This window comes from Clostridium tepidiprofundi DSM 19306 (assembly GCF_001594005.1).
GTDB classification, from domain to species: domain Bacteria; phylum Bacillota; class Clostridia; order Clostridiales; family Clostridiaceae; genus Clostridium_AC; species Clostridium_AC tepidiprofundi.
Genome location: NZ_LTBA01000001.1, coordinates 348,995 through 370,954, shown reverse-complemented (window position 1 = coordinate 370,954; position 21,960 = coordinate 348,995). Strand labels below are relative to the sequence as shown.

The following is a 21,960-nucleotide window of genomic DNA, read 5'->3' as shown; positions in this document are numbered from 1 at the left end:
GAGGAATACGCATATGAATACTGGAGTTATAGACAAGTCATTAGAATTAAAATTAGATGATAGTATGTTTGAACTGGTGCCAAAAGAGCAAAAGAAATTAAATGAGATAGTTAGACCAAGTATGTCATATTGGCAAGATGTTTGGAGACGATTAAAGAAAAACAAATTGGCTATGTTTGGATTGATAGTTGTTATTTTGATGACGGTGATAGCGATTTTTGGGCCTATGTTTTCAAAATATAATTATTTTGCAAATGATTTTACTATAGCAAATCAGAGACCGAGTCTAGAGCATTGGTTTGGAACAGATCAATTCGGTAGGGATATATTCGTGAGGGTTCTTTATGGAGCTAGAATATCATTAATTGTTGGATATGCGGCTGCATTTATAAGTTTTGTAATTGGAACTTTATATGGTAGTATATCAGGATACGCCGGTGGTTTGGCTGATAATATAATGATGAGAATTGTTGATATACTTATGTCAATACCTATGATGATTTATGTAATACTTTTAATGGTGGTAATAGGAGCGGGATTAAAGAGTATTATAATTGCACTGGCTATTACTCAATGGTTGGGTATGGCAAGGATAGTTAGAGGGCAGATAATACAGTTAAAGAATCAAGAATTTGTATTAGCAGCTAAAACATTAGGTGCTTCTAGGAATAGAATATTATTGAAACATTTAGTGCCTAATAGCATGGGACCTATAATAGTTACGTTGACTCTAGCGGTTCCTTCTGCAATATTTACAGAAGCGTTTTTGAGCTTTATAGGTTTAGGGGTTTCTGCACCTAAAGCATCATGGGGTACTTTGGTTTCGGAAGCTCAGCAGCTTTATATGATTTATCCTTATCAGCTGTTCTTCCCAGCGATTGCTATTTGTATTACTATTCTTGCATTTAACTTACTAGGTGATGGATTGAGAGATGCACTTGATCCTAAAATGAGAAGATAGTTAGGGGGAGCGATATGGATAATTTACTTGAAATATGTAATTTGCAAACATCTTTTTTTACTTATGCTGGTGAGGTACAAGCTGTTAGAAATATATCTATCGATTTAAGAGTTGGTGAAGCAATAGGAATTGTTGGTGAGTCTGGTAGTGGTAAGAGCATTACTATGATGTCATTGATGAAACTTTTAGATGATAACGGAAAAATAAAAAATGGCAAACTGTTATTTAATGGTAGTGATTTATTAGATGTTTCTGAAAAGGGTATGCAGAGAATAAGGGGAAATGAGATAGGGATGATATTTCAGGATCCTATGACATGCTTAAATCCTGTATTTACTATAGGTAATCAATTGATTGAGCCAATAATAAAACATAAAAAGGTTAGTAAACAGGAGGCTTTTAAGAGAGCTGTTCATATGCTATCTTTGGTAGGAATTCCAAGCCCTGAAGAAAGAATGAAGCAATATCCTCATGAATTTTCTGGTGGTATGAGGCAGAGGGTTATGATAGCTATGGCACTTTCATGTGATCCAAAATTATTAATAGCAGATGAGCCTACAACTGCATTGGATGTAACAATACAGGCGCAGATATTGGAATTGATGAAGGATTTAAGAGAAAAATTAGGTACATCAATAATTCTTATTACGCATGATTTAGGGGTTGTTGCCGATGTTTGTTCTAGAATAAATGTTATGTATGGAGGAACAATAGTCGAAACTGGTACTACTAGAGATATTTTTTACAAATCAAAACATCCATATACTTGGGGGTTATTGAGGAGTGTACCAAATCCAAAAACTTTAGTTAAAGAAAGGCTTATCCCTATTGATGGTACTCCACCAGATTTGATTAAACCACCTTTAGGATGTCCTTTTGCACCAAGATGTGATTATGCAATGAAGGTGTGCATGACAAATAGACCTCCATTGTTTGAGATAGAAGGACAGCATAAATCAGCGTGTTGGTTAAATCATCCTAAGGCACCAAAGGTTGAATCACCACTTGTAAGGAGGGATAGCTAATGCAGAATACTGAAAACTTTATTGAAATTAAAAACTTAAAGAAATGGTTCCCTGTCAAGAAAAAGTTATTTGGTGGACATATAAGTTTTGTTAAAGCTGTTGATGATGTGTCTTTTTCTATAAATAAAGGTGAGACGTTGGGGCTTGTAGGAGAGTCAGGATGTGGAAAAACTACAACAGGAAGGACAATAATTAAGTTATATGAACCGACTGGCGGTAATATTATATATAATGGGGAAGATATTTCAAGACTTACACCTAAGCGTATGTTACCTTATAGAAGAAAAATGCAGATGATTTTCCAAGACCCTTATGCATCTTTGAATGCTAGAATGACTGTTGGAGATATTATTGGAGAAGCGATAGATATTCACAATCTAGCAAAGGGAAAGGAAAGATTAGAAAGAATACAGTATTTGTTGAGGAGGGTTGGATTGAATTCTGAGCATGCGAATAGATATCCGCATGAGTTTTCAGGTGGTCAAAGGCAGAGAGTAGGCATAGCAAGGGCACTGGCTGTAGAACCAGAATTTATTGTGTGTGATGAACCAATTTCAGCACTTGATGTATCAATACAGGCACAGGTTGTTAACATGCTTGAAGATTTACAGGAAGATTTAGGACTAACGTATTTGTTTATTGCGCATGACCTTTCAATGGTTAAGCATATATCTGATAGAGTTGGAGTTATGTATTTAGGTAAGATGGTTGAAATTGCAGAAAGCAATGAATTATATAGCCATCCAGTACATCCTTATACACAGGCTCTGTTATCAGCAATACCTATACCTGATCCTGATGAAGCGGCTACAAGCCAGAGAATAGTGCTAGAAGGGGATATTCCTTCACCGATAGACCCACCACCGGGATGCAGATTTAAAAACAGGTGTAGGTTTGCGAAACCTATTTGTTCTGAGGAAGAACCTGAATTAAAGGATGTAGGAGGTGGACATCTAGCGGCGTGTCATTTATTATAAATGATTAATTATTACAAGGCTTATTTACATATGATTGAATATTTTTGATGTTCTATCATGTGAAATTATAAATAAAGGGGGATTATTAATGTTAAAAAGTAAAAAAACTAAACTTGGAGCAATTATTTTAACGGTTGCTATGAGTTTAACTATGTTGGCTGGCTGTGGAGGAACAAGCGGCGACAAAGCTGAAAAGCAAATTATTACTTATAATCTCGGTGCAGAACCTAAGACATTAGATCCTGGAACAAACGAAGCAGTAGACGGTGCTACCGTTGTTGTTAATGCTTTTGATGGATTAACTAGACTTGATGCACATGACAATCCAGTTGCAGCTGTTGCAGAAAAATGGGATGTATCTCCGGATGGTAAAAAATATACTTTTCATTTAAAGAAAGGTATACTTTGGTCAGATGGAAAAGAAGTTACAGCTAAAGATTTTGAATATGCTTGGAAGAGGGCATTGGACCCTAAGACGGCTTCAGGTTATGCATATCAGCTTTATTATTTGAAAAATGGTGAAGCGTATAATACAGGAAAAGTTACTGATCCAAATGAAGTTGGAGTAAAAGCTATCGATGATTATACATTAGAAGTTGAATTGGATTATCCAACAGCTTATTTCTTATCATTAACTGCATTTCCAACTTATATGCCATTAAGAAAAGATGTTGTTGATGCTAATCCTGATAGTTGGTTTAGAAATCCTGATACTTATATTTGTAATGGTCCATTCAAGATGAAAGAATGGAAACCAAAAGATCAGATTACATTTGTTAAGAATGATAAGTATTGGAATGCTAAAAAAATTAAGTTGCAAGAAATTCATTATAAGATGATTGAACAAGAAACTAGTGCACTAGCTGCATTCAAAACTGGTCAAATGGATTTTATAGAAGGACCACCATCTCAAGAGATACCAACTCTATTAAAAAATGGAACTGCAAAAATATATCCATATTTAGGAACTTATTTCTATTGTGTTAATGTTTCAGATAAAGCTGCAGAGGTAAATGCAGATGTTGCTAAAGTGCTCAAAGATAAGAGAGTAAGAAAAGCTTTAGCATTGGCTATCAATAGAAAAGATATAGTAGAAAAGATTACAAAAGGTGGACAGATTCCAGCAACAAGTTTTGTACCACCTGCAATAGCAGAAAACAAGGAAGGTAAAGATTTCAAGGATAAGGATTACTACCCACCGGAAGGTAATGTAGAGGAAGCTAAGAAGCTTCTCTCAGATGCTGGTTATGCAGATGGTAAAGGATTTCCAACAATCACTCTTCTTTACAATACCAACCAAGGACATCAAAATATTGCTATGGCTGTGCAAGATATGTGGAGAAAGAATTTAGGTATAAATGTTGAACTTCAGAACCAAGAGTGGAAAGTATTCCAAGTTACGAGAACTAATAAAGACTATGAAATTGCTAGACATGGTTGGATTGGTGACTATGTTGATCCAATGACTTTCTTAGATATGTGGACTACTACTTCAGGTCAAAATGATGCTGGTTGGTCAAATTCAAAGTATGATGAATTGATAAAGAAAGCTAAAATGGACAGCAAACAAGCAAATAGAATGAAGTATATGCATGAAGCAGAAGATATATTAATAGATGAAATGCCTGTAATTCCGATTTATTACTATACAAATGTAGTTTGTATAAAAGACTATGTTAAGAATGTTCATAAGTCTCCATTAGGAATGGTTTACTTCGATGACACTTATATAGCTAAACATTAATAAAGGTAGAAGTGTTTTGCTTTTCGGCAAAACACTTCTACTTTTATATGGAAACAAATCGATGTATGTGATATAGTAGTAATGAAAACTATTTGTTGTGATGAGGTGATACGGTGGAATTTAGTGAAAAATTAAATAATATTATCAATGATATATCTTTTTTTGATGAAATTGAAATCAGTGAGATACCTTGTGTTGATTTGTATATGGATCAGGTTACAACGTTTTTTGATGATAAGTTAAACCATTATAAGAGAAATGATAAAGATAAAATATTGACAAAAACTATGATTAACAATTATTCTAAGGCTAGAATTTTACCTCCGGCTAAGAAAAAGAAATATTCTAAGGAACATATTATTTTATTAATACTTATATATAATCTTAAACAAGTTTTGTCGATTAATGATATCAAAACAATAATGGAACCATTATTAGAAAAAGTAAGTGATGAAAGCAACAGTGTGAGTTTGGAAAATCTTTATTCAATATTTTTGGACATTAAAGAAAAAGAATTCAAGAATTTTAAAGAATCATTTCAGTTTCAGCAAAATCAGATAAAATATAAGCTAGATGAGCTTAGTGAAGAATCGAAAGAAATGGTTCAGGTTATATTATTGATAGTGACATTAATAAACAATGCTTGTATTCAAAAAAGGATGGCTGAGAAGCTAATTGATAATTTTTTTAATAAGAAATAGCCACACATTTTTTAGTGTGGCTATTTCTTTTGATGTGCCCAGCATGGATGTTTGCTTGTCGATGAAAGTCCGATATGGGGGTTGATAGTGCCAACCGTTAGCTTAAGACAAGGCTGTCCACCGTGAGGTGGAATCTGAAAGAAGTTGGCGGCAAAACTCTGGTCTGACGAACAGGAACTACATATGAAGCATATGCTTGTGGGTAAGTTTGCAAAACAAAACATTTCTTCCATGCCCAAAGAAGGAAGAAACGGTGGAAATGAATATGTTAGTGAATTATTTGAGCAAATATTATCAAGAAATAACTTGAATAATGCATATTAAGAAAGTAAAAGTTAATAAAGAAAGTCATGGTATCGACGGTATGAAAGTAGATGAACTTCTACAACATCTAAAAGAACATGGACAAGAATTGAGGCAATCACTAAAGGAAGGTAGATATAAACAACCAGTAAGGAGAGTAGAAATACCAAAACCTGATGGGGGAATAAGGAAAGTTTCAATAGTGTTGTGCGAAGAAGTAAAGGATATTCAATTGAAAGAAAAGGATATTGAAGTAAGTGGAGTTAAAAGAATAGAGACCTATAAGCTCCAAAATATAGAGGAACTGTTAGGTTCATTAAGTACTAAAACTCAAATAACGGATATTATTATTCAACTATAAAAAGGAAAATGAGATTATTTGTAGAAATATATACTCGGAATGGATTAAAAAAGGGGGTATTATGATGAAAAATCGAAAAAAGTTTTATGATAAGCTAGTCAAAAGTGTTTTGTCTGTAATTTTGGGAATAATATTTTTGTCTGCCATTATAGGTAATAGTACAGATGCTAAAGAAACTATAAAGAAAAATAATCAAATAGTAATATCTAAAACTGTAAAACTATCAAAAAAGGACGCAATTAAGATAGAAGAAACTAAATATGGAGCTAATGTAAGAACAAAAATTAATGGGAATTTAAAAGTGCATTTTATTGATGTTGGACAAGCTGATAGTATACTTATTGAACAAGACAAACATTTTATGCTCATTGATGCAGGAAATAATGCTGATAGCACTCTAGTAGTTAATTATTTAAAGCAACAAGGTGTATCTAAACTAGACTATCTTATTGGTACACATCCACACGAAGATCATATTGGAGGTTTAGATGCTGTAATTAATACGTTCAACATTGGCAAAGTTTTAATGCCTAAAAAAGTTAGTACAACAAAAACTTATAAAGATGTAATTTTAGCAATAAAAAATAAAGGGCTTAAAATTACTGTTCCAGTACCAGGAGCAACATATAAACTAGGAGCAGCTGAATGGACTATATTAGCACCAGGTAAAGATGAAGACTATGAAAAGACAAATAATTATTCGATAGTTCAAAAATTAAGGTTTGGAAATACTTCATTTATATTTACAGGTGATGCAGAAGATATATCAGAAAGAGAAATATTAGCGAGAAAATATGATTTAAAAGCAGATGTATTAAAAATAGGTCATCATGGAAGTAAGACTTCAACTACAAAAGAATTTTTAGTAGCTGTGGATCCAAAATATGCAGTAATTTCATGTGGTAAAAATAATGACTATGGTTTTCCACATAAAACAACAATGGATAAATTAAAAAATAGAGGAATTACAGTTTACAGAACTGATGAATGTGGTACTATAGTGTGTACATCAAATGGCAAAAATATTTCTTTTGATACAAAGGCAGGAGATTATATTTACAGAGATAGTGAAACAATAATTGAAGATGACAAGGATAATACCTCTAAAACAAATACCGTTACAAATACTGTTCAAACTTCAAAAGAAACTAATAATAAAATTATTATACAAAGCATAGATAAAGTAGCTGAAATAGTTGTAATTAAAAATAATTCTGATAGAGATATTGATTTAACAGGCTGGAAATTAGTATCTGTTACAGGAAATCAAACATACATATTTCCAAAATATATTCTAAAAGCTGGTGTTTCAATTAAAATTTCAAGCGGAAATTCAAAAGGAGATTTAAAATGGAGCAAAAGAAATATTTGGAATAATTCAAAAGAAGACGATGGAGAACTTTATGATGGTCTTGGGAATTTAGTATATCATTATGATAATTAAACCTTGGATTTTCCAAGGTTTTTTATTGTGAAATGAAAAGCACGGGCTATGCCTGTGGTTCAAAAAAGCTTATAGCTATGAGTAGAAAAAATAAAACCTCCAATGTAAAATGGTAGTAGGTTTGCCGACCGATACCATTAAACAAAGGAGGTTATCCAATATGGATAATAGTAGTTTAGCATATACTAAGTGGAATTGTAAATATCATATAGTTTTTGCACCAAAGTACAGAAGACAAATAATATATGGAAAAATATAAGTTTAAAAGAGTATATTGACCCGTTTACGGGTGGTTATGATTTTTTATAATAATTTAGTGAAGAATGTAAGAAAAAATTGTACATTTGTCGAACGTATCGATGTGCTCGATATTTTTGAAATTATAGCAAATATATTAAAAGCAGAGGAGAAATAATCCCTCTGCTTAGTTCTTTTTATTTCTTCTTTTAGTTTTCTTATTTTTTTTCTTTACGGAGTAACCGAAAGAACCAAGCGGTTCTGAAATTAATCCATAATATTCACCATGACTATAACAAATAAGGTTTGCTTTATTAAAGCATATTTTATTATTTGAATCTAATAAATTTTCATCTACCTTAACATTTAAAACTTCGAGCAAAAACAAATCATGTGTTCCAAGTGGCGTAATTGATTTTACTTTACATTCTAAAGCTACTGGTGAGCATTGTAATGAAGGAGTAGAGATGGATATTCCTTCATGAAGTTTTAAATTAAAATGTTTGATTTTATCTTCTTTTTTACCAGAACGAACACCGCAATAGTCTACAATTTTAACCATATCTTTTGTTGGAAGGTTAATAACACATTCGCCGCTTTCTTTTATATACTGGTAAGAAAGCCTTTCAGGCCTTATTCCCATAGCAATAATAGGTTCCTTTGTGCATACAGTGCTGACCCATGCTACAGTAAAAATATTTAATTTATTAGTCTTACTCTTAGAAGTAACAAGAACTACGGGAGTAGGGTTCAACATTACGCTACCTTTAAAACATAATTTTTTCAAAATGTAAACACCAACTTTCTAAACGGTGTTTGTATCTGTGTAGCAGTTCCTATCCACCCAACGGTAAAAACATTAATTTCATTATTTTTATTTTTAGATGTGACTAATACTGCTGGAACGGGGTTGAGCATAGCGCTTCCTTTGAATGTTTTTTTACTCATAAAATACCTCTTTTCATTTAATATTTTTCAGAATGTAGCTTTAGGGTATACATAAATAGTATTTATATATAGGATTATAATGGTTTATGTGTTATATTGTAAAGAAAGAATTGAGTATTTAATTTTTGGAATTTAATATTGACAAATAATTTTACGTGTGATAGTATCATTAAGAAATATATTTTTAGTTTTGGAGGAAATTTAAATGAAAACAGGAACAGTTAAATGGTTTAATAATCAAAAAGGATATGGATTTATCACAGTAGAAGGTGGAGAAGATGTATTCGTACATTTTTCTGCTATACAAGATGAAGGATTTAAAACTTTAGAAGAGGGTCAAAAAGTTCAATTTGATATAGTTGAAGGTGAAAGAGGACCTCAAGCTGCTAATGTTGTTAAATTATAATCCGTATTTAAAATAGATTATAATATAGTTTTGGATTTAAGCTACTGACTTAGTCGGTAGCTTTTACTTTTATACTCATGTTCAAAAATATGTTATAATATATATTATAACATATTTTTGGTAATAACTGTTTCGATACAATTTTAAGTTTAATACTATAAAAGAGCAAATTTCAATCCATTAAATGTAAAATAACATTTTAGTGCAATTTTCAAGCATCATCTAGTACAGTAAAACAGTAAAATTAAGTATTACAAATTGAGTTGTCAAGTCATTTGTAACTTATTGTAATGATTTTTGCTCATTTAAAGTTTAATATTTTATTAAGGGTGATTATATGAATAAAATAGAAAAGATATTTTTGTGTTTAATAGATAACTTGGAAGAGGGAATTCATATAGTTGATAGTGAAGGTAAAACAATATACTATAATGAAACAATGGCGAGAATGGAAGGACAGAATAAGGAGAATATTATAGGTAAAAAAATTTATGAATATCTTGATGGTGTTGAGGAAGAATCATCAACTCTAATGAATGCACTAAAAAGTAACCAAAAGATTGTTGATGTTCTTCAACATTATAGTAATCACTACAAAAAGGATATAGTAACAATAAATACAACAATACCTGTTAATATAGATGGAAATACTATAGCTGCGCTGGAGATTGCCAGGGATATGACGCAGCTGAAGGAGCTAAATGAAAGGATTTGTAAATTAGAGGAAAGAAGTACTTCAAAAAAAAGAAACTATAAATTTAGCGATATTATTGGTAATAGCAAAGTAATAAGGAAAGCAATTAATAAAGCAATGAGGTCTAGTTTGTCGAATTCTTCGGTATTGATATATGGTGAAACGGGTTCAGGAAAAGAGGTTTTTGCACAGAGTATTCATTATAATGGTATAAGAAAAGATAAGCCTTTTATTGCAGTTAATTGTGCAGCTATACCAAGTGCACTACTTGAGGGTATGTTCTTTGGAACTGTGAAAGGAAGTTATACAGGTGCTGAAAATAAAAAGGGTATATTTGAAGAAGCTAATAGAGGTACATTGCTTTTAGATGAAGTTAATTCATTAGAACCATATCTTCAATCTAAATTGCTTAGGGTGTTGCAAGATGGGTATATTAGGCCATTGGGTAGCAATAAAATAATCGATGTAGACGTAAGGGTTATTGCTACATTGAATGAGAAACCAGAAAAATTGATTGAAGAAGGAAGGCTTAGAAAGGATTTTTATTACAGATTAAGTGTAATACGAATAGATATTCCTCCATTAAGGGAAAGAAAAGAGGATATTATAGAATTTGTAAATCATTTTATTGAGTATTACAATGCTATTCTCGGTAAAAATATACTAGGCATAGACAAGTGTGTTTTAGAGAATTTTTATGAATATGATTGGCCTGGAAATATAAGAGAACTAAAAAATGTGATTGAGTCTGCTGTTAATATGGCAGATAATAATGCTGTGTTGACGAGAGAGTACTTTGAAAGTAAATTAATTAATAAAACTTACAATGATTTTAATATTAAAGATGAATCATTAACACATTATTTGGAGAGAATTGAAAAGAAAATTATTGAGCTAACATTAAGTGAAAATGGGAATAATATCAGCAAGGCTGCAAGAAAATTAAAAATATCAAGACAAAAATTGCAGTATAAAATAAAAAAGTATGATTTGAATATAGAATAATAAAACATTATATATATATATATATATATGCCTAATATTCAGCATATACGTGCAAAATATTTTGCTATTAGTAAGAAAAATAGATGTTATTTTAGTATATATACTTTAGTTAAAGCATAGAAGTGCAAAATTATTTGCACTTCTATGCTTTTTTGAAAAAATAATAGTTAGAATTTTGCCTAAATTCAAAAATATCTGTCAAAATCATAGTTTAATTTTGATAATTCGCAATATTTAATAAACTTTTGATATGTAAATTTTGGCATGGAATTTGCGTGCATTAATAAATGATGAAGTTAATTTTGGGGAGGTATTAAATATGAGGGAAAAAGTTAAAGTAATTTTATGGGGACTAGGTTTAATGGGACAGGGAATGGGAAATATGATACTAAAGAAGAAAGGATTTAAAATTGTAGGAGCAATTGATATAGATACTAATAAAGTTGGTAAAAAATTATATGAAGTTTTAGGAGTTGAAAAAACTGCAGATAATGATGTGACTATAGTTAATAATCCTGATGATGTTATTAAAAAAGGTGCAGCTGATATTGTATTACTTGCTACAGCATCATTTACAAAAGTAGTTTATCCTCAAATAATGAAAGTTGTTGAAAATGGTATTAATGTTATAACTACAGCTGAAGAAATGTCTTATCCAAAGGCATTAGATACAGAGCTAGCAGAAAAAATGGATAAAGCAGCTAAAGAAAATAATGTTGCAATTTTGGGTACGGGTATTAATCCAGGATTTGTGATGGATTATTTAGTAATTGCATTAACTGGTGTATGTGAAGAAGTTAATAAAATAAAAGTTTCAAGAGTGAATGATTTATCATGTTTTGGTAAAGCTGTTATGGAGGAACAAGGAATTGGTTTAACAAAGGAACAATTTATTAAAGGTGTTGAGGAAGAGACAATAGCTGGACATGTTGGATTTGTACAATCTTTTGGTATGTTTGAAGAAGCATTTAATATTAAATTCGATAATATTAAACAAACAAAAGAGCCTATTATTACGAATGTTCCAAGGAGTACAGACTTAGTTGATGTCAAGGCTGGTGATGTTGCTGGTTGTAAGCAGATGGGATATGGATACATTGGTGAAGATGTTTTTATTGAAATGGCACATCCACAACAAATAAAACCTGAAATGGAGAATCAAGGGACAGGAGATTATATTACAATTGAGGGTATACCAAATATAAATTTAGCTAATACTCCAGAAATAGCAGGTGGAGTTGGTACTTATGCTATATGCGTTAACATGATTCCTCATGTACTAAATGCAGTACCAGGTTTAAAAACAATGCTTGATTTACCTATTCCGGCAGCTATTTTGGGTGATGTTAGAGATTTAATAAAAAAATAAAGGATGGTGATTGGAATGATTATTAAGGGTACATGGGTTGAAATTGAAAGGATTGTTCTATCACCTGAGGAGAGAGCTAATAACCTTCCAGAAGATACAAAAAAGACGCCTTTAGTTATGTGGGTGAAAGGATTTTGTTTAGACAATTGTAAAATTGGTGAAGAAGTTGAAGTTGAAACAATTACGGGAAGAATTGAAAAGGGTATAGTTACTCGAGTGGAACCTAATTACACTCACAGTTTTGGCAAATATATAAGTGAAATTGCTTATATAGGATTACAAGCTAGAGAAATATTATTTGGTAATGATGAATAATGCTAAAATGGGGGTGTATATAGTGAATAAGTATGATGAATTGATGAATAGAAAAAATGAAATTATGCTAAAGTCTGTAGGAATCAATTTTGAAAAATATAAAAAAGGGACGATTGCATTTGACTATGAATACATGATGAGAGATGTAGGATATTCAATTAGTGATATTATGAAGATTCAATCTGAAACGGGAGTTGGGAATACACCATTAATTGAATTAAAGAATCTTACACAGCTAGCAAGAAAGGTTTCTAAAACAGGTAGAGCGGCGCGTATATTTGTTAAAGATGAACAATGTAATCCTTCGGGAAGTTTTAAGGATAGGAGAGCTGCAGTATCGGTATATGATGCAAAGAAAAAAGGATATGTTGGGGTTGTATCAGCTACATCAGGTAATTATGGTGCAGCTGTGGCATCACAGGCAGCAATGAGAGGTTTGAAATGTATTATAGTTCAAGAGTGCTATGATTCAAAAAAAGTTGGTCAACCTGAAATTATAGAAAAAGCTAGAAAATGCGAATGTTTTGGTGCAGAGGTAATTCAATTAACTGTTGGACCAGAACTATTTTATACATTTTTGAAAGTGCTTGATGATACAGGTTATTTTAATGCTTCGTTGTATTCGCCGTATGGTATTGCAGGGGTTGAAACGCTTGGATATGAAATAGCAACTCAATGCAGAGAAAAACTCGGTAAGGATCCGGATGTTGTTGTTGCTACTCATGCTGGAGGAGGAAATTTAACAGGTACAGCAAGAGGACTAAAAAAAGCAGGGGCTGATAGTACAAAAGTTATTGGAGCTTCTGTTGATTTAACTGGACTTCATATGGCATCTGATTATGATTTTAATAGGAAATCATTTACTACTGGTCATACTGGATTTGGAATTCCTTTTATGACATGGCCAGATAGATCTGATGTTCCAAGAAGTGCTGCAAGACCTTTAAGATATATGGATAGGTATGTTACAGTTTCTCAAGGGCAGGTATTTTATATGACTGAATTACTTGCTCAGATAGAAGGATTAGAAAGAGGACCTGCCGGAAATACATCACTTGCAGCGGCATTTGTAATAGCTCAAGAGATGGATAATGATCAAATAATAATTGTTCAAGAAACTGAGTATACTGGTGCAGGTAAACATGTTATGCCTCAGTTATCATTTGCTAAGGAGAATGGTATAAAGATTATAAAAGGGAATCCACTTGATGAAATACCAGGAAAGAATATTGTTCTTCCTGACCATCCTTCAAAATTAGCAGTTAATGAAAAGGATTTAGATGTATATAGAAAATCATTAATAAGAAATTCAGTCAAAGGATTAGAATGCAGTACAATAAGTATTATTGATGTTGATTACTTATGTGAGGAGACAAGGTTAGATAAAGTTAATGTTATAAAAATAATAGAAGAATTAGGTGTATATATAAAATAATCTGATTTGGGGGTAGTGTAATGAAGAGAGATGATGATTTTGAAAAGAGAAGAACTCACTTAAAGGATTTATCAGATGAAGAATTGAGTGAGAGGTTTTGGCAACTTACAACTGAAGTAGTGAAACCACTGGTTGAATTAGCATATTCACATACATCTGCATCTATTGAACGTTCTGTACTTTTAAGAATGGGTTTTTCGAGTATTGAAGCTGCTGATATAGTTAAAGAAGGGTTAGCGTGGAATCTTTTAGGAAAGGGTATGGGTAATGTAGTGCTTACATATGCTGAACTAAAGGATATGGAATACTTAAATGCTGGTAGAGAATTAGCCTCTGGTAAGGGTTGGAGTGAAGTTAATAAAGTAATGAGAGGTGATAATTAATGCTAGATAAGAATAAAAAAATAGATGTAGAGGAAATATTGAAGGATTTAGATAAATATGAACCTAAGAGAAGAGGGTGGCACTGGAGAGAAAAACACGATACAGGTAATATAGGTGAATTTCATTATTCTGAAGTATCAAAAGACTTAGTTCAAAGCGAAGGTTTACCTGCATCACCTAGTTTTGGGAATATTGATCCACAACCTATGCCTGTTATTACTTCTGAAATTGCATCTGGAAGGTTTGAAGATGATATCAGAAGAATGAGAATGGCTGCATGGCATGGTGCAGATCATTTAATGGTAATAAGAACGGCTGGTCAAAGTCATTTTGATGGTTTGATTGAAGGTACTCCTGAAGGCGTTGGAGGAGTTCCTATAACGAGAAAGCAGGTTAGAGCAACAAGAAAAGCACTTGATATGATTGAAGAAGAAGTTGGAAGACCCATTAATTTTCACTCATATGTATCTGGAGTAGCGGGGCCTGATATCGCTGTAATGTTTGCTGAAGAAGGTGTAAATGGTGCACATCAGGATCCACAGTATAATGTACTTTATAGAAATATAAATATGATACGTTCTTTTGTTGATGCGGCTGTTGCAAAGAGGATTATGGCAGCGGCTGATATGGCACAAATCGATGGAGCGCATAATGCGAATGCTACTGCAATGAAGGGATATGCAGTCATGCCTGAATTGATGGTTCAGCATGCAATTAATTGTAAATTTTCAGAGATGGTTGGAATGAAAAAGGAGAATATTTGTCTTTCGACTGTACCACCTTCTGCTCCTCCAGCTCCATGTATGAAACTTGATTTACCTTATGCAGTTGCGCTAAGAGAGCTATTTAAAGAATATAAGATGAGGGCGCAGATGAATACAAAATATATGACTTCATGTACAAGAGAAGCAACTGTTACTCATGTATTAAATCTTTTGATTTCTGAGCTTACTTCTGCTGATATACAAAGTACAATTACTCCTGATGAAGGAAGAAATGTACCATGGCATTACAATAATATACATGCAATAAATACTGCTAAACAGGCTTTGATAGGCATGGATGGACTTAATGAAATGGTAGAGCTTAAGAAGGATGGCTATTTAAGAAATAAAGTAAGAGAGTTGAAGGAAAGAGCTATATTGTTCCTTGAAGAGATACTGGAAGTTGGTGGATATTTTAAAGCGGTTGAATACGGTTTCTTTGTTGATTCAGGAGAGTATCCTGCAAGAAATGGTGATGGAATAGCTAGATTTATAGATAAAGGTGTTGCTGCAGGAACTGTAGTTGAAAGAGAAGAGGACTATTTCGCACCAGTTTGTGCACATTTTGGTTATAATAATGTTCCTAGGGAATATAATAAGCCTTGCGATGCAATAGATGGATGTACTCTGTGTGTTCATTCAAAGATTAAGTATATTGATGAATTAGATGAAGAAGATAATGTGTATAAGAGATTAGAAAGAGTAAAAGATGATGCTACTATTACTCCAGAGGTTGAATGGAAAAAAGATGGTTATGTTACTGTTACGCTAATGATTCCTGAAGAAGAAAATGTTGCAGAGGCTGCAGCATTGGAGATGGGTAAAAGAATGAATTTAACCGATGTTGAGGTAATTCATAAACAGGTTATGCAAGCAGCAGAAGGAACTTTAGTTGAAATTAAGGGAAGGGTTAATTTTAAAATAGATAAGTCTAATTTAGTTATTCCAGAGAAGCAGAAACTTTTAGATGAACAATTTATGAAAGATTGGGTAGCTGAGCATCCTGTTAAAGTTGTTTGTGCTACGGTTGGACAAGATGAACATTCTGTTGGTTTAAGAGAAGTAATAGATATTAAACACGGAGGAATTGAAAAATATGGTATCAAATATATATACCTTGGAACGTCCTGTCCTGTTGAGAAATTGGTTGATGCTGCAATAGAAAGTAAAGCTGATGCAATAATTGCAAGTACAATAATTACTCATAATGATGTTCATACAAAGAATATGGATAAATTAAATAATATTTGTATTGAAAAAGGTGTAAGAGATAAGTTTATACTTATTTCAGGTGGTACTCAAGTTACAGATGAGATAGCTAAAGCACATGGTATGGATGCTGGATTTGGAAGAGGAACTCATGGTATTCATGTAGCTTCATTTTTGATAGAAACTTTGATTAAGAAAAGAGGTAACACCAATGAAAGCTGATTATATAATAGCTGAAATTGGAAGTACTACAACCGTTGTAACTGCATTTGATTTTTCAGGAGAGAAACCCAAAGTATTAGCCCAAGGTAAGGGTTATACAACTGTTTTAGAAGGTGATGTTACTATAGGCTTGAAAAAAGCTATTAATGATATAGAAAATCAAACCAACCAAAAATTGATATGGGGTAAGATGCTTGCAACTAGTAGTGCAGCAGGAGGACTTAAAATGACTGTTCATGGTCTTGTACATGATATGACAGTTAAAGCTGCTAGGGAAGCTGCACTTGGTGCAGGTGGAATTATCAAAATGGTTACATCAGGTAAATTAAGGGAAAATGATATTAAAAAAATAAGAGAAATTAACCCAAACTTAATAATGATTGCTGGTGGTACAGATTATGGAGAGAGAGATACTGCTCTTTACAATGCAAATGTAATAAGAAAAGCTGATTTTAATATTCCTGTTATATACTGTGGTAATGTAGCAAATGATGATGAAATAAGAGAGATATTTTTTGAAAAAGAGATTTATGTTGTTGAAAATGTATATCCTAGAATTGATGAATTAAATGTTGAACCTGCAAGAAAAATAATACAGGAAGCATTTGAAAATAATATAATAAAAGCTCCAGGTATGGATAAAATAAGGTCTATGGTAGATGGCACTATAATGCCAACACCTGGTGCAGTAATGCAAAGTACAAAATTATTATATGAATTACTTGGAGATGTTGTAGTTTTTGATGTCGGTGGTGCGACCACAGATGTTCATTCTGTAACTGAAGGTAGTTCTGATGTTCTTGATATATTAGTAAATCCAGAACCTAAAGCTAAAAGAACTGTTGAAGGAGATTTAGGTGTTTATATTAATAGTAAAAACGTAATTGATATATTGAATGAAAGGGATATAGGGGATTTGAATAAGGAATATATAAGGCAGCATATTAAACCTATACCAACCCAAAAAGAGGATATTGATTGCAGTCTTATTCTTACCAAAAAAGCTGTGGAAACAGCAATAAGCAGGCATGTTGGCTACATTAAAAGGTTGTATACGGGTGGCAAAAATTTTGTAGCATATGGAAAAGACCTTTCCCAAGTGAAATATATTGTTGGAACTGGTGGTGCATTAACAAGATTGCCTAAAGGAAGGAGTATACTTGAAAATATAAGATATAATGGTGAAGAATTGACTATGCTACCTAGAAAAGAAGCTAAAGTATTAATTGATGAAATGTATATTATGGCTTGTGCAGGAGTTTTAAGCAGGGAAAACAAAGAGGGTGCTATAAGACTTTTGAAAGCGAGCGTAATGTAGCAAATTTTTGGAGGGGAATTTCATGGGGAAAAAATATCCTTGTATGGAGGTGGACTTAAATAAAATAACTCATAATACTAGATTTATAGTATCAAAGTGTAAAGAAAAAGGAATTGATGTTTTTGGTGTAACAAAGGTATTTTGTGCAAATATTCCTATTGTAAAAGCTATGATTAAAGGTGGAATTGTTGGTGTTGCTGATGCTAGAATAAAAAATCTTATTAAAATGCAGGAGTTACCGATTCCAAAAGTGTTATTAAGAATTCCTGAAATCAGTGAAGCATACAATGTAATAAAATATTCGGATATTAGTTTTAATTCAGAATATAAAACTATTGAAAAGCTATCAGAGGTGGCAGCAAAACAAGGCAGTATTCATAAAATAATATTAATGGTTGATTTAGGAGATTTAAGAGAAGGAATATGGGAAAATAATATAGTGGCGGTTACCAAAAAGATAATGAAACTTAGTAATATAGATGTTATTGGAATAGGTACTAATTTGACTTGCTATGGAGGAATTATACCTAATGATGACAATTTAGGTGAATTGGTTAATATTAAGAATATGTTAAAAAATGAAGTTGGACTAGATTTTAAAATTATATCTGGTGGAAACTCAAGTAGCTTATATAAAGTTTTTGATGGTACTATTCCAAAGGAAATTAATAATTTAAGAATTGGTGAAGCAATTGTTTTGGGGAGAGAAACAGCTTATGGGAAGCATATAGAAGGTTGCTACTGTGATGCATTTACAATAAAAGGTGAGATAGTAGAGATTAAGCAAAAACCGTCTGTACCTATAGGAACTATAGGTAAGGATGCATTTGGGAATATTCCTCATTTTGAAGATAAAGGTATTATGAAAAGAGCTATTGTGGCATTGGGAAGACAGGATGTTAATATTGATGGTATGTTTCCTTATGATAAAAATATTGAAATACTTGGTGCAAGTTCAGATCATTTGATTTTAGATGTAACTAATAGTTATAAAGAGTATAATGTAGGAGATGTAATTGATTTTAATGTTGATTATGGTTGTTTACTTAGAGCAATGACATCAGAATATGTTAATAAATATTATAAATAAAATATAACGATATGAATAAGCCTATCCTTTAATGATAGGCTTATTCATATAAGGCATTTTCAAAAAAATAATCGTAATATAATGATGAATGAATATAACTTGAATTTACTATTTTAAGTATTTTGTAACATATTTCATCAAATGAATTATATAGTTCTTTTGATATACTATTGCAAAGATTTATGCTAGATATTTCTATTCCAATTAGAAAACCCGAATTATATTTACTGTATGAGTTTACTAGTGTCATTAATGCTTGTTCATGCTGTGAGTAAAATTGTCTAGAAGACATAATATCGTGAATATTCAGCAATGATAAGCTTCCGGGTGATTTGCCCGTACATATTGAGTCTATAATTATTAAGAAATCATTTTTATATACCTCTTCGATACAGTATTCAGTATCTATTTCACCAATAATAAATTTTATATTGTCATATTTAAGTTTATTTTTGATATTTTCTCCTACAAGTATGCCAATGCCATCATCACCCATATATTGATTACCAATGCATACTATTTTTATTGGAATTCTTCTTAAAATGCTAATCGTAAACACCTCCTATAGTACATTACAATAAATTATATGAAAGTGATGTAAAAAATACATTAAATATTTTCTATATATTGTGGACTAGCAAGGAAATAATTGATATTATTGTTATATCATTTAATGGGTGGGTGATTTGTTATGGCTAGAAATGCTATTTTTAATCAGGTAATAATATTATTTTTGATTATGTTAATTGGGTTTTATGTAAGGAAGAAAAAGATTTTTAATGGTGAAATAAACAAAGGTTTATCAGAATTACTAATTAATATTACTTTGCCATGTATGATTATTTCATCATTTATGATGGAGTATGATAGTAAAATGATGCTCAAAGGAACTAAAATATTAATTTATTCAATAATCATACATAGTACATTAGTGTTTGTTGGATATTTGTTGTTTTTAAGATATCCTAAAGATAAGAGAAATGTGTTGAGATTTATTACAGTATTTTCAAATACAGGTTTTATGGGATATCCAATTTTATATGGTATTTTGGGCAAAACAGGAGTGTTTTATGCTTCAATTTTCAACATACCATTTAATCTTTTTCTGTGGACAGTTGGAGTTATGATTTTTACAGGAGATAAAAGCTTTAATTCAATTAAAAAAGTGGCTACAAATCCCTCAACGATTTCAGTATTTGTTGGATTGATTATTTTTAGATTTTCTATTAATATTCCATATTCAATTGAATCTACAGTTAAAATGGTGGGGGATATTACAACACCAATATCAATGATGATAATAGGTTCAATGTTAGCAGAAAGAAGTGTTAAAGAAATATTAAAAGATATTACACTTTATTATGGTGCTGTCGTAAGATTGATTTTAGTACCCATTAGTATTTTCTTAATAATGAAATTATTAGGCGTTGAAGATTTATTGATTAATATATGTGTTATATTGGAAGCTATGCCAGCTGCAGTTGTTACTGCTATAATTGCCGAAAAGTATGATGGTAATGCAATTTATGCATCACAAAGTGTTTTTATAACAACTGTATTATCTATAATTACTATTCCGATGATGGTTATTTTATTAAAATTTTGAGTATATATGTATATATAAGTATGTTCTTTAACTAATTATGATAGGCGATTAATGTTTGGTGAAGTATTTCGACAAAATTTTCTAAACATTTGCATTTGTTTTTGATATAATAAATTGTATGACAGTTTATTATTGGGAGGAAATATATGGAAAAGAATATCAACAAATTAAAGAAATATCGTTGGGCGGTATGGGGAATATTATCGTTAGCGTATATTATTGTTTTTTTTCACAGATTGGCTGTTGGCGTTGTTAGAGATGATTTAGTTGGTTGTTTTAATATATCATCTACGACATTTGCTAATTTGGGAGCTACATATTTTTATGCTTATATGTTAATGCAAATACCATCAGGTATATTAGCAGATACATTAGGGGCTAGATTAACGGTTACTATTGGAACAATGCTTGCAGGTGCTGGATCGATACTGTTTGGGCTTGCACCAAACATAACTAGTGCATTTATTGGAAGGTTGGTTGTTGGTATAGGGGTATCTGTTGTATTTATTTCTATATTAAAAGTACAGTCTGAATGGTTTTATGAGAGAGAATTTGGTACTATGTCAGGGTTGACTTCATTTGTAGGTAATATAGGTGGTTTATTGGCCCAAACACCACTTGTGATGCTTGTTGCAGCTTTTACTTGGAGAAAGACATTTGTAGCAATAGGACTAATTTCATTGGCAGTTTCTTTACTGTGTTATATGATAGTTCGAAATAGACCAACTGATATAGGATTACCTTCCATAGCAGAGCTTGAAGGAAGAAAGATTAAAAATAATAAAATCAATATCAAAAATGCACTTTTAGAGGTTATTAGCAATTTAAAGACTTGGCCCGCATTTTTTGTTTTTGCTGGTTTCTTTGGTGCATATGTTTCAATAACAGGTACGTGGGGAGTAAGCTTTTTGAAGGATGTATATGGAATGTCAAAGATAACAGCTGGAAATTACATGATGATTGCTGTTCTTGGGCTATCTATTGGTAGTATTGCCATTGGAAAAATATCTGATAAGATGGGCAGAAGAAAGTTACCCATGATAATATTTGGTTCTGTATATTTATTATCTTGGTTTGTTTTGGTATTTGTTAATGGTGGCAGACCACCAGTTAAGATATTGGGAATTTTATTCTTTGTTATGGGATTTTCATGTTCGACTTTTGTACTTGGTTGGGCATGTGGTAAAGAAATTAATAATCCTAAATATTCAGGTATTTCGACTTCTGTTGTTAATATAGGTGGATTTGTTGGAGCAGCTTTGATTCCTTTGTTGATAGGTAAATTTATGGATAAGTATGCCAATGTATTAAATTCAACAAATCTCTATCATAGAGCATTTTTATTTTCTCTTGTGGCTGCTCTTATAGGATTTATTTTTATTCTTCTTGTAAAGGAGACAGAGTGTAGAAATATTTATTCAAATAATGAAGGTAATTAGGTTA

Annotated in this window: 22 protein-coding genes and 1 pseudogene; 20 read left to right on the top strand and 3 right to left on the bottom strand. The window is 31.7% G+C overall.

Translation table 11 applies throughout. The features are described 5' to 3' along the window. The first annotated feature begins 13 nt into the window (after positions 1 to 13). The 9 genes and pseudogenes from CLTEP_RS01905 to CLTEP_RS14300 all read left to right on the top strand — a co-directional run. Entirely contained in the window at positions 14 to 961 is a 948-nt protein-coding gene (locus CLTEP_RS01905; RefSeq protein WP_066821731.1) for an ABC transporter permease, read from the top strand. A 14-nt stretch (positions 962 to 975) separates the two neighbouring features. Further along, entirely contained in the window at positions 976 to 1,986 is a 1,011-nt protein-coding gene (locus CLTEP_RS01900; protein ID WP_066821728.1) for an ABC transporter ATP-binding protein, read from the top strand. Next, positions 1,986 to 2,963, top strand: a complete 978-nt coding sequence (locus tag CLTEP_RS01895) for an ABC transporter ATP-binding protein (RefSeq protein ID WP_066821725.1) — start codon at positions 1,986 to 1,988, stop codon at positions 2,961 to 2,963. Before CLTEP_RS01900 ends, CLTEP_RS01895 begins: the two co-directional genes overlap by 1 nt. Positions 2,964 to 3,051: 88 nt before the next feature. After that, positions 3,052 to 4,707 (top strand): peptide ABC transporter substrate-binding protein, encoded by a 1,656-nt coding sequence (locus CLTEP_RS01890; protein ID WP_066821723.1) that lies wholly within the window; start codon positions 3,052 to 3,054, stop codon positions 4,705 to 4,707. 113 nt (positions 4,708 to 4,820) lie between these two features. Continuing rightward, positions 4,821 to 5,408, top strand: a complete 588-nt coding sequence (locus CLTEP_RS01885) for a DUF1836 domain-containing protein (protein WP_066821719.1) — start codon at positions 4,821 to 4,823, stop codon at positions 5,406 to 5,408. 144 nt (positions 5,409 to 5,552) lie between these two features. Next, entirely contained in the window at positions 5,553 to 5,732 is a 180-nt protein-coding gene (locus CLTEP_RS14820) for a hypothetical protein (protein ID WP_066821708.1), read from the top strand. Beyond that, positions 5,722 to 6,072 carry a hypothetical protein gene (locus tag CLTEP_RS01875; protein WP_066821705.1) on the top strand — a complete coding sequence of 117 codons (351 nt, stop codon included), beginning with the start codon at positions 5,722 to 5,724 and terminating at the stop codon, positions 6,070 to 6,072. The genes CLTEP_RS14820 and CLTEP_RS01875 overlap by 11 nt, the downstream gene beginning before the upstream one ends. Before the next feature lie 64 nt (positions 6,073 to 6,136). After that, the gene (locus CLTEP_RS01870; protein ID WP_066821703.1) at positions 6,137 to 7,516 is read left to right on the top strand and encodes an MBL fold metallo-hydrolase; all 1,380 of its coding nucleotides are present in this window, start codon (positions 6,137 to 6,139) and stop codon (positions 7,514 to 7,516) included. Between the two features lie 160 nt (positions 7,517 to 7,676). Beyond that, positions 7,677 to 7,772: pseudogene (locus CLTEP_RS14300) on the top strand (transposase); the annotation flags it as partial. Between the two features lie 168 nt (positions 7,773 to 7,940). Here CLTEP_RS14300 and CLTEP_RS01865 read toward each other — a convergent pair. Both CLTEP_RS01865 and CLTEP_RS14600 read right to left on the bottom strand, forming a co-directional pair. After that, on the bottom strand, positions 7,941 to 8,540 hold the full coding sequence (locus CLTEP_RS01865) for a flavin reductase family protein (RefSeq protein ID WP_066821693.1): 600 nt from the start codon (positions 8,538 to 8,540) through the stop codon (positions 7,941 to 7,943). Beyond that, complete coding sequence (locus CLTEP_RS14600; protein ID WP_423230722.1) at positions 8,537 to 8,701, bottom strand: hypothetical protein; 165 nt, start codon at positions 8,699 to 8,701, stop codon at positions 8,537 to 8,539. Before CLTEP_RS14600 ends, CLTEP_RS01865 begins: the two co-directional genes overlap by 4 nt. A 205-nt stretch (positions 8,702 to 8,906) precedes the next feature. Here CLTEP_RS14600 and CLTEP_RS01860 point away from each other — a divergent pair, with 205 nt between their 5' ends. The 9 genes from CLTEP_RS01860 (at position 8,907) to orr (ending at position 18,911) form a co-directional block, all read left to right on the top strand. Next, positions 8,907 to 9,107 (top strand): cold-shock protein, encoded by a 201-nt coding sequence (locus tag CLTEP_RS01860; RefSeq protein ID WP_066821689.1) that lies wholly within the window; start codon positions 8,907 to 8,909, stop codon positions 9,105 to 9,107. A 337-nt stretch (positions 9,108 to 9,444) separates the two neighbouring features. Further along, the gene (locus tag CLTEP_RS01855; protein WP_066821686.1) at positions 9,445 to 10,806 is read left to right on the top strand and encodes a sigma-54 interaction domain-containing protein; all 1,362 of its coding nucleotides are present in this window, start codon (positions 9,445 to 9,447) and stop codon (positions 10,804 to 10,806) included. A 319-nt stretch (positions 10,807 to 11,125) separates the two neighbouring features. Then, entirely contained in the window at positions 11,126 to 12,175 is a 1,050-nt protein-coding gene (ord, locus tag CLTEP_RS01850; RefSeq protein WP_066821683.1) for a 2,4-diaminopentanoate dehydrogenase, read from the top strand. 15 nt (positions 12,176 to 12,190) lie between these two features. Further along, the gene (gene ortA / locus CLTEP_RS01845; RefSeq protein WP_066821680.1) at positions 12,191 to 12,490 is read left to right on the top strand and encodes a 2-amino-4-oxopentanoate thiolase subunit OrtA; all 300 of its coding nucleotides are present in this window, start codon (positions 12,191 to 12,193) and stop codon (positions 12,488 to 12,490) included. Positions 12,491 to 12,512: 22 nt separating this feature from the next. Next, complete coding sequence (gene ortB, locus CLTEP_RS01840) at positions 12,513 to 13,925, top strand: 2-amino-4-oxopentanoate thiolase subunit OrtB (protein WP_066821910.1); 1,413 nt, start codon at positions 12,513 to 12,515, stop codon at positions 13,923 to 13,925. A gap of 20 nt (positions 13,926 to 13,945) precedes the next feature. Next, positions 13,946 to 14,308, top strand: coding sequence for an ornithine aminomutase subunit alpha (locus CLTEP_RS01835; protein ID WP_066821677.1), 363 nt, complete (start codon positions 13,946 to 13,948; stop codon positions 14,306 to 14,308). After that, positions 14,308 to 16,503, top strand: a complete 2,196-nt coding sequence (gene oraE, locus CLTEP_RS01830) for a D-ornithine 4,5-aminomutase subunit OraE (protein ID WP_066821674.1) — start codon at positions 14,308 to 14,310, stop codon at positions 16,501 to 16,503. The genes CLTEP_RS01835 and oraE overlap by 1 nt, the downstream gene beginning before the upstream one ends. Next, positions 16,493 to 17,821, top strand: a complete 1,329-nt coding sequence (locus tag CLTEP_RS01825; RefSeq protein ID WP_066821671.1) for a GlmL-related ornithine degradation protein — start codon at positions 16,493 to 16,495, stop codon at positions 17,819 to 17,821. The genes oraE and CLTEP_RS01825 overlap by 11 nt, the downstream gene beginning before the upstream one ends. 22 nt (positions 17,822 to 17,843) lie before the next feature. Beyond that, on the top strand, positions 17,844 to 18,911 hold the full coding sequence (gene orr / locus CLTEP_RS01820) for an ornithine racemase Orr (RefSeq protein WP_066821668.1): 1,068 nt from the start codon (positions 17,844 to 17,846) through the stop codon (positions 18,909 to 18,911). Between the two features lie 40 nt (positions 18,912 to 18,951). On the opposite strand, the gene CLTEP_RS01815 is transcribed toward orr, so the two are convergent. Beyond that, positions 18,952 to 19,470 (bottom strand): hydrogenase maturation protease, encoded by a 519-nt coding sequence (locus tag CLTEP_RS01815; protein ID WP_161938339.1) that lies wholly within the window; start codon positions 19,468 to 19,470, stop codon positions 18,952 to 18,954. A 132-nt stretch (positions 19,471 to 19,602) separates the two neighbouring features. Between CLTEP_RS01815 and CLTEP_RS01810 the strand changes: the two genes are divergently transcribed. After that, the gene (locus CLTEP_RS01810) at positions 19,603 to 20,517 is read left to right on the top strand and encodes an AEC family transporter (RefSeq protein WP_066821655.1); all 915 of its coding nucleotides are present in this window, start codon (positions 19,603 to 19,605) and stop codon (positions 20,515 to 20,517) included. 146 nt (positions 20,518 to 20,663) lie between these two features. Then, positions 20,664 to 21,956, top strand: a complete 1,293-nt coding sequence (locus tag CLTEP_RS01805; protein WP_066821651.1) for an MFS transporter — start codon at positions 20,664 to 20,666, stop codon at positions 21,954 to 21,956. Positions 21,957 to 21,960 lie beyond the last annotated feature (4 nt).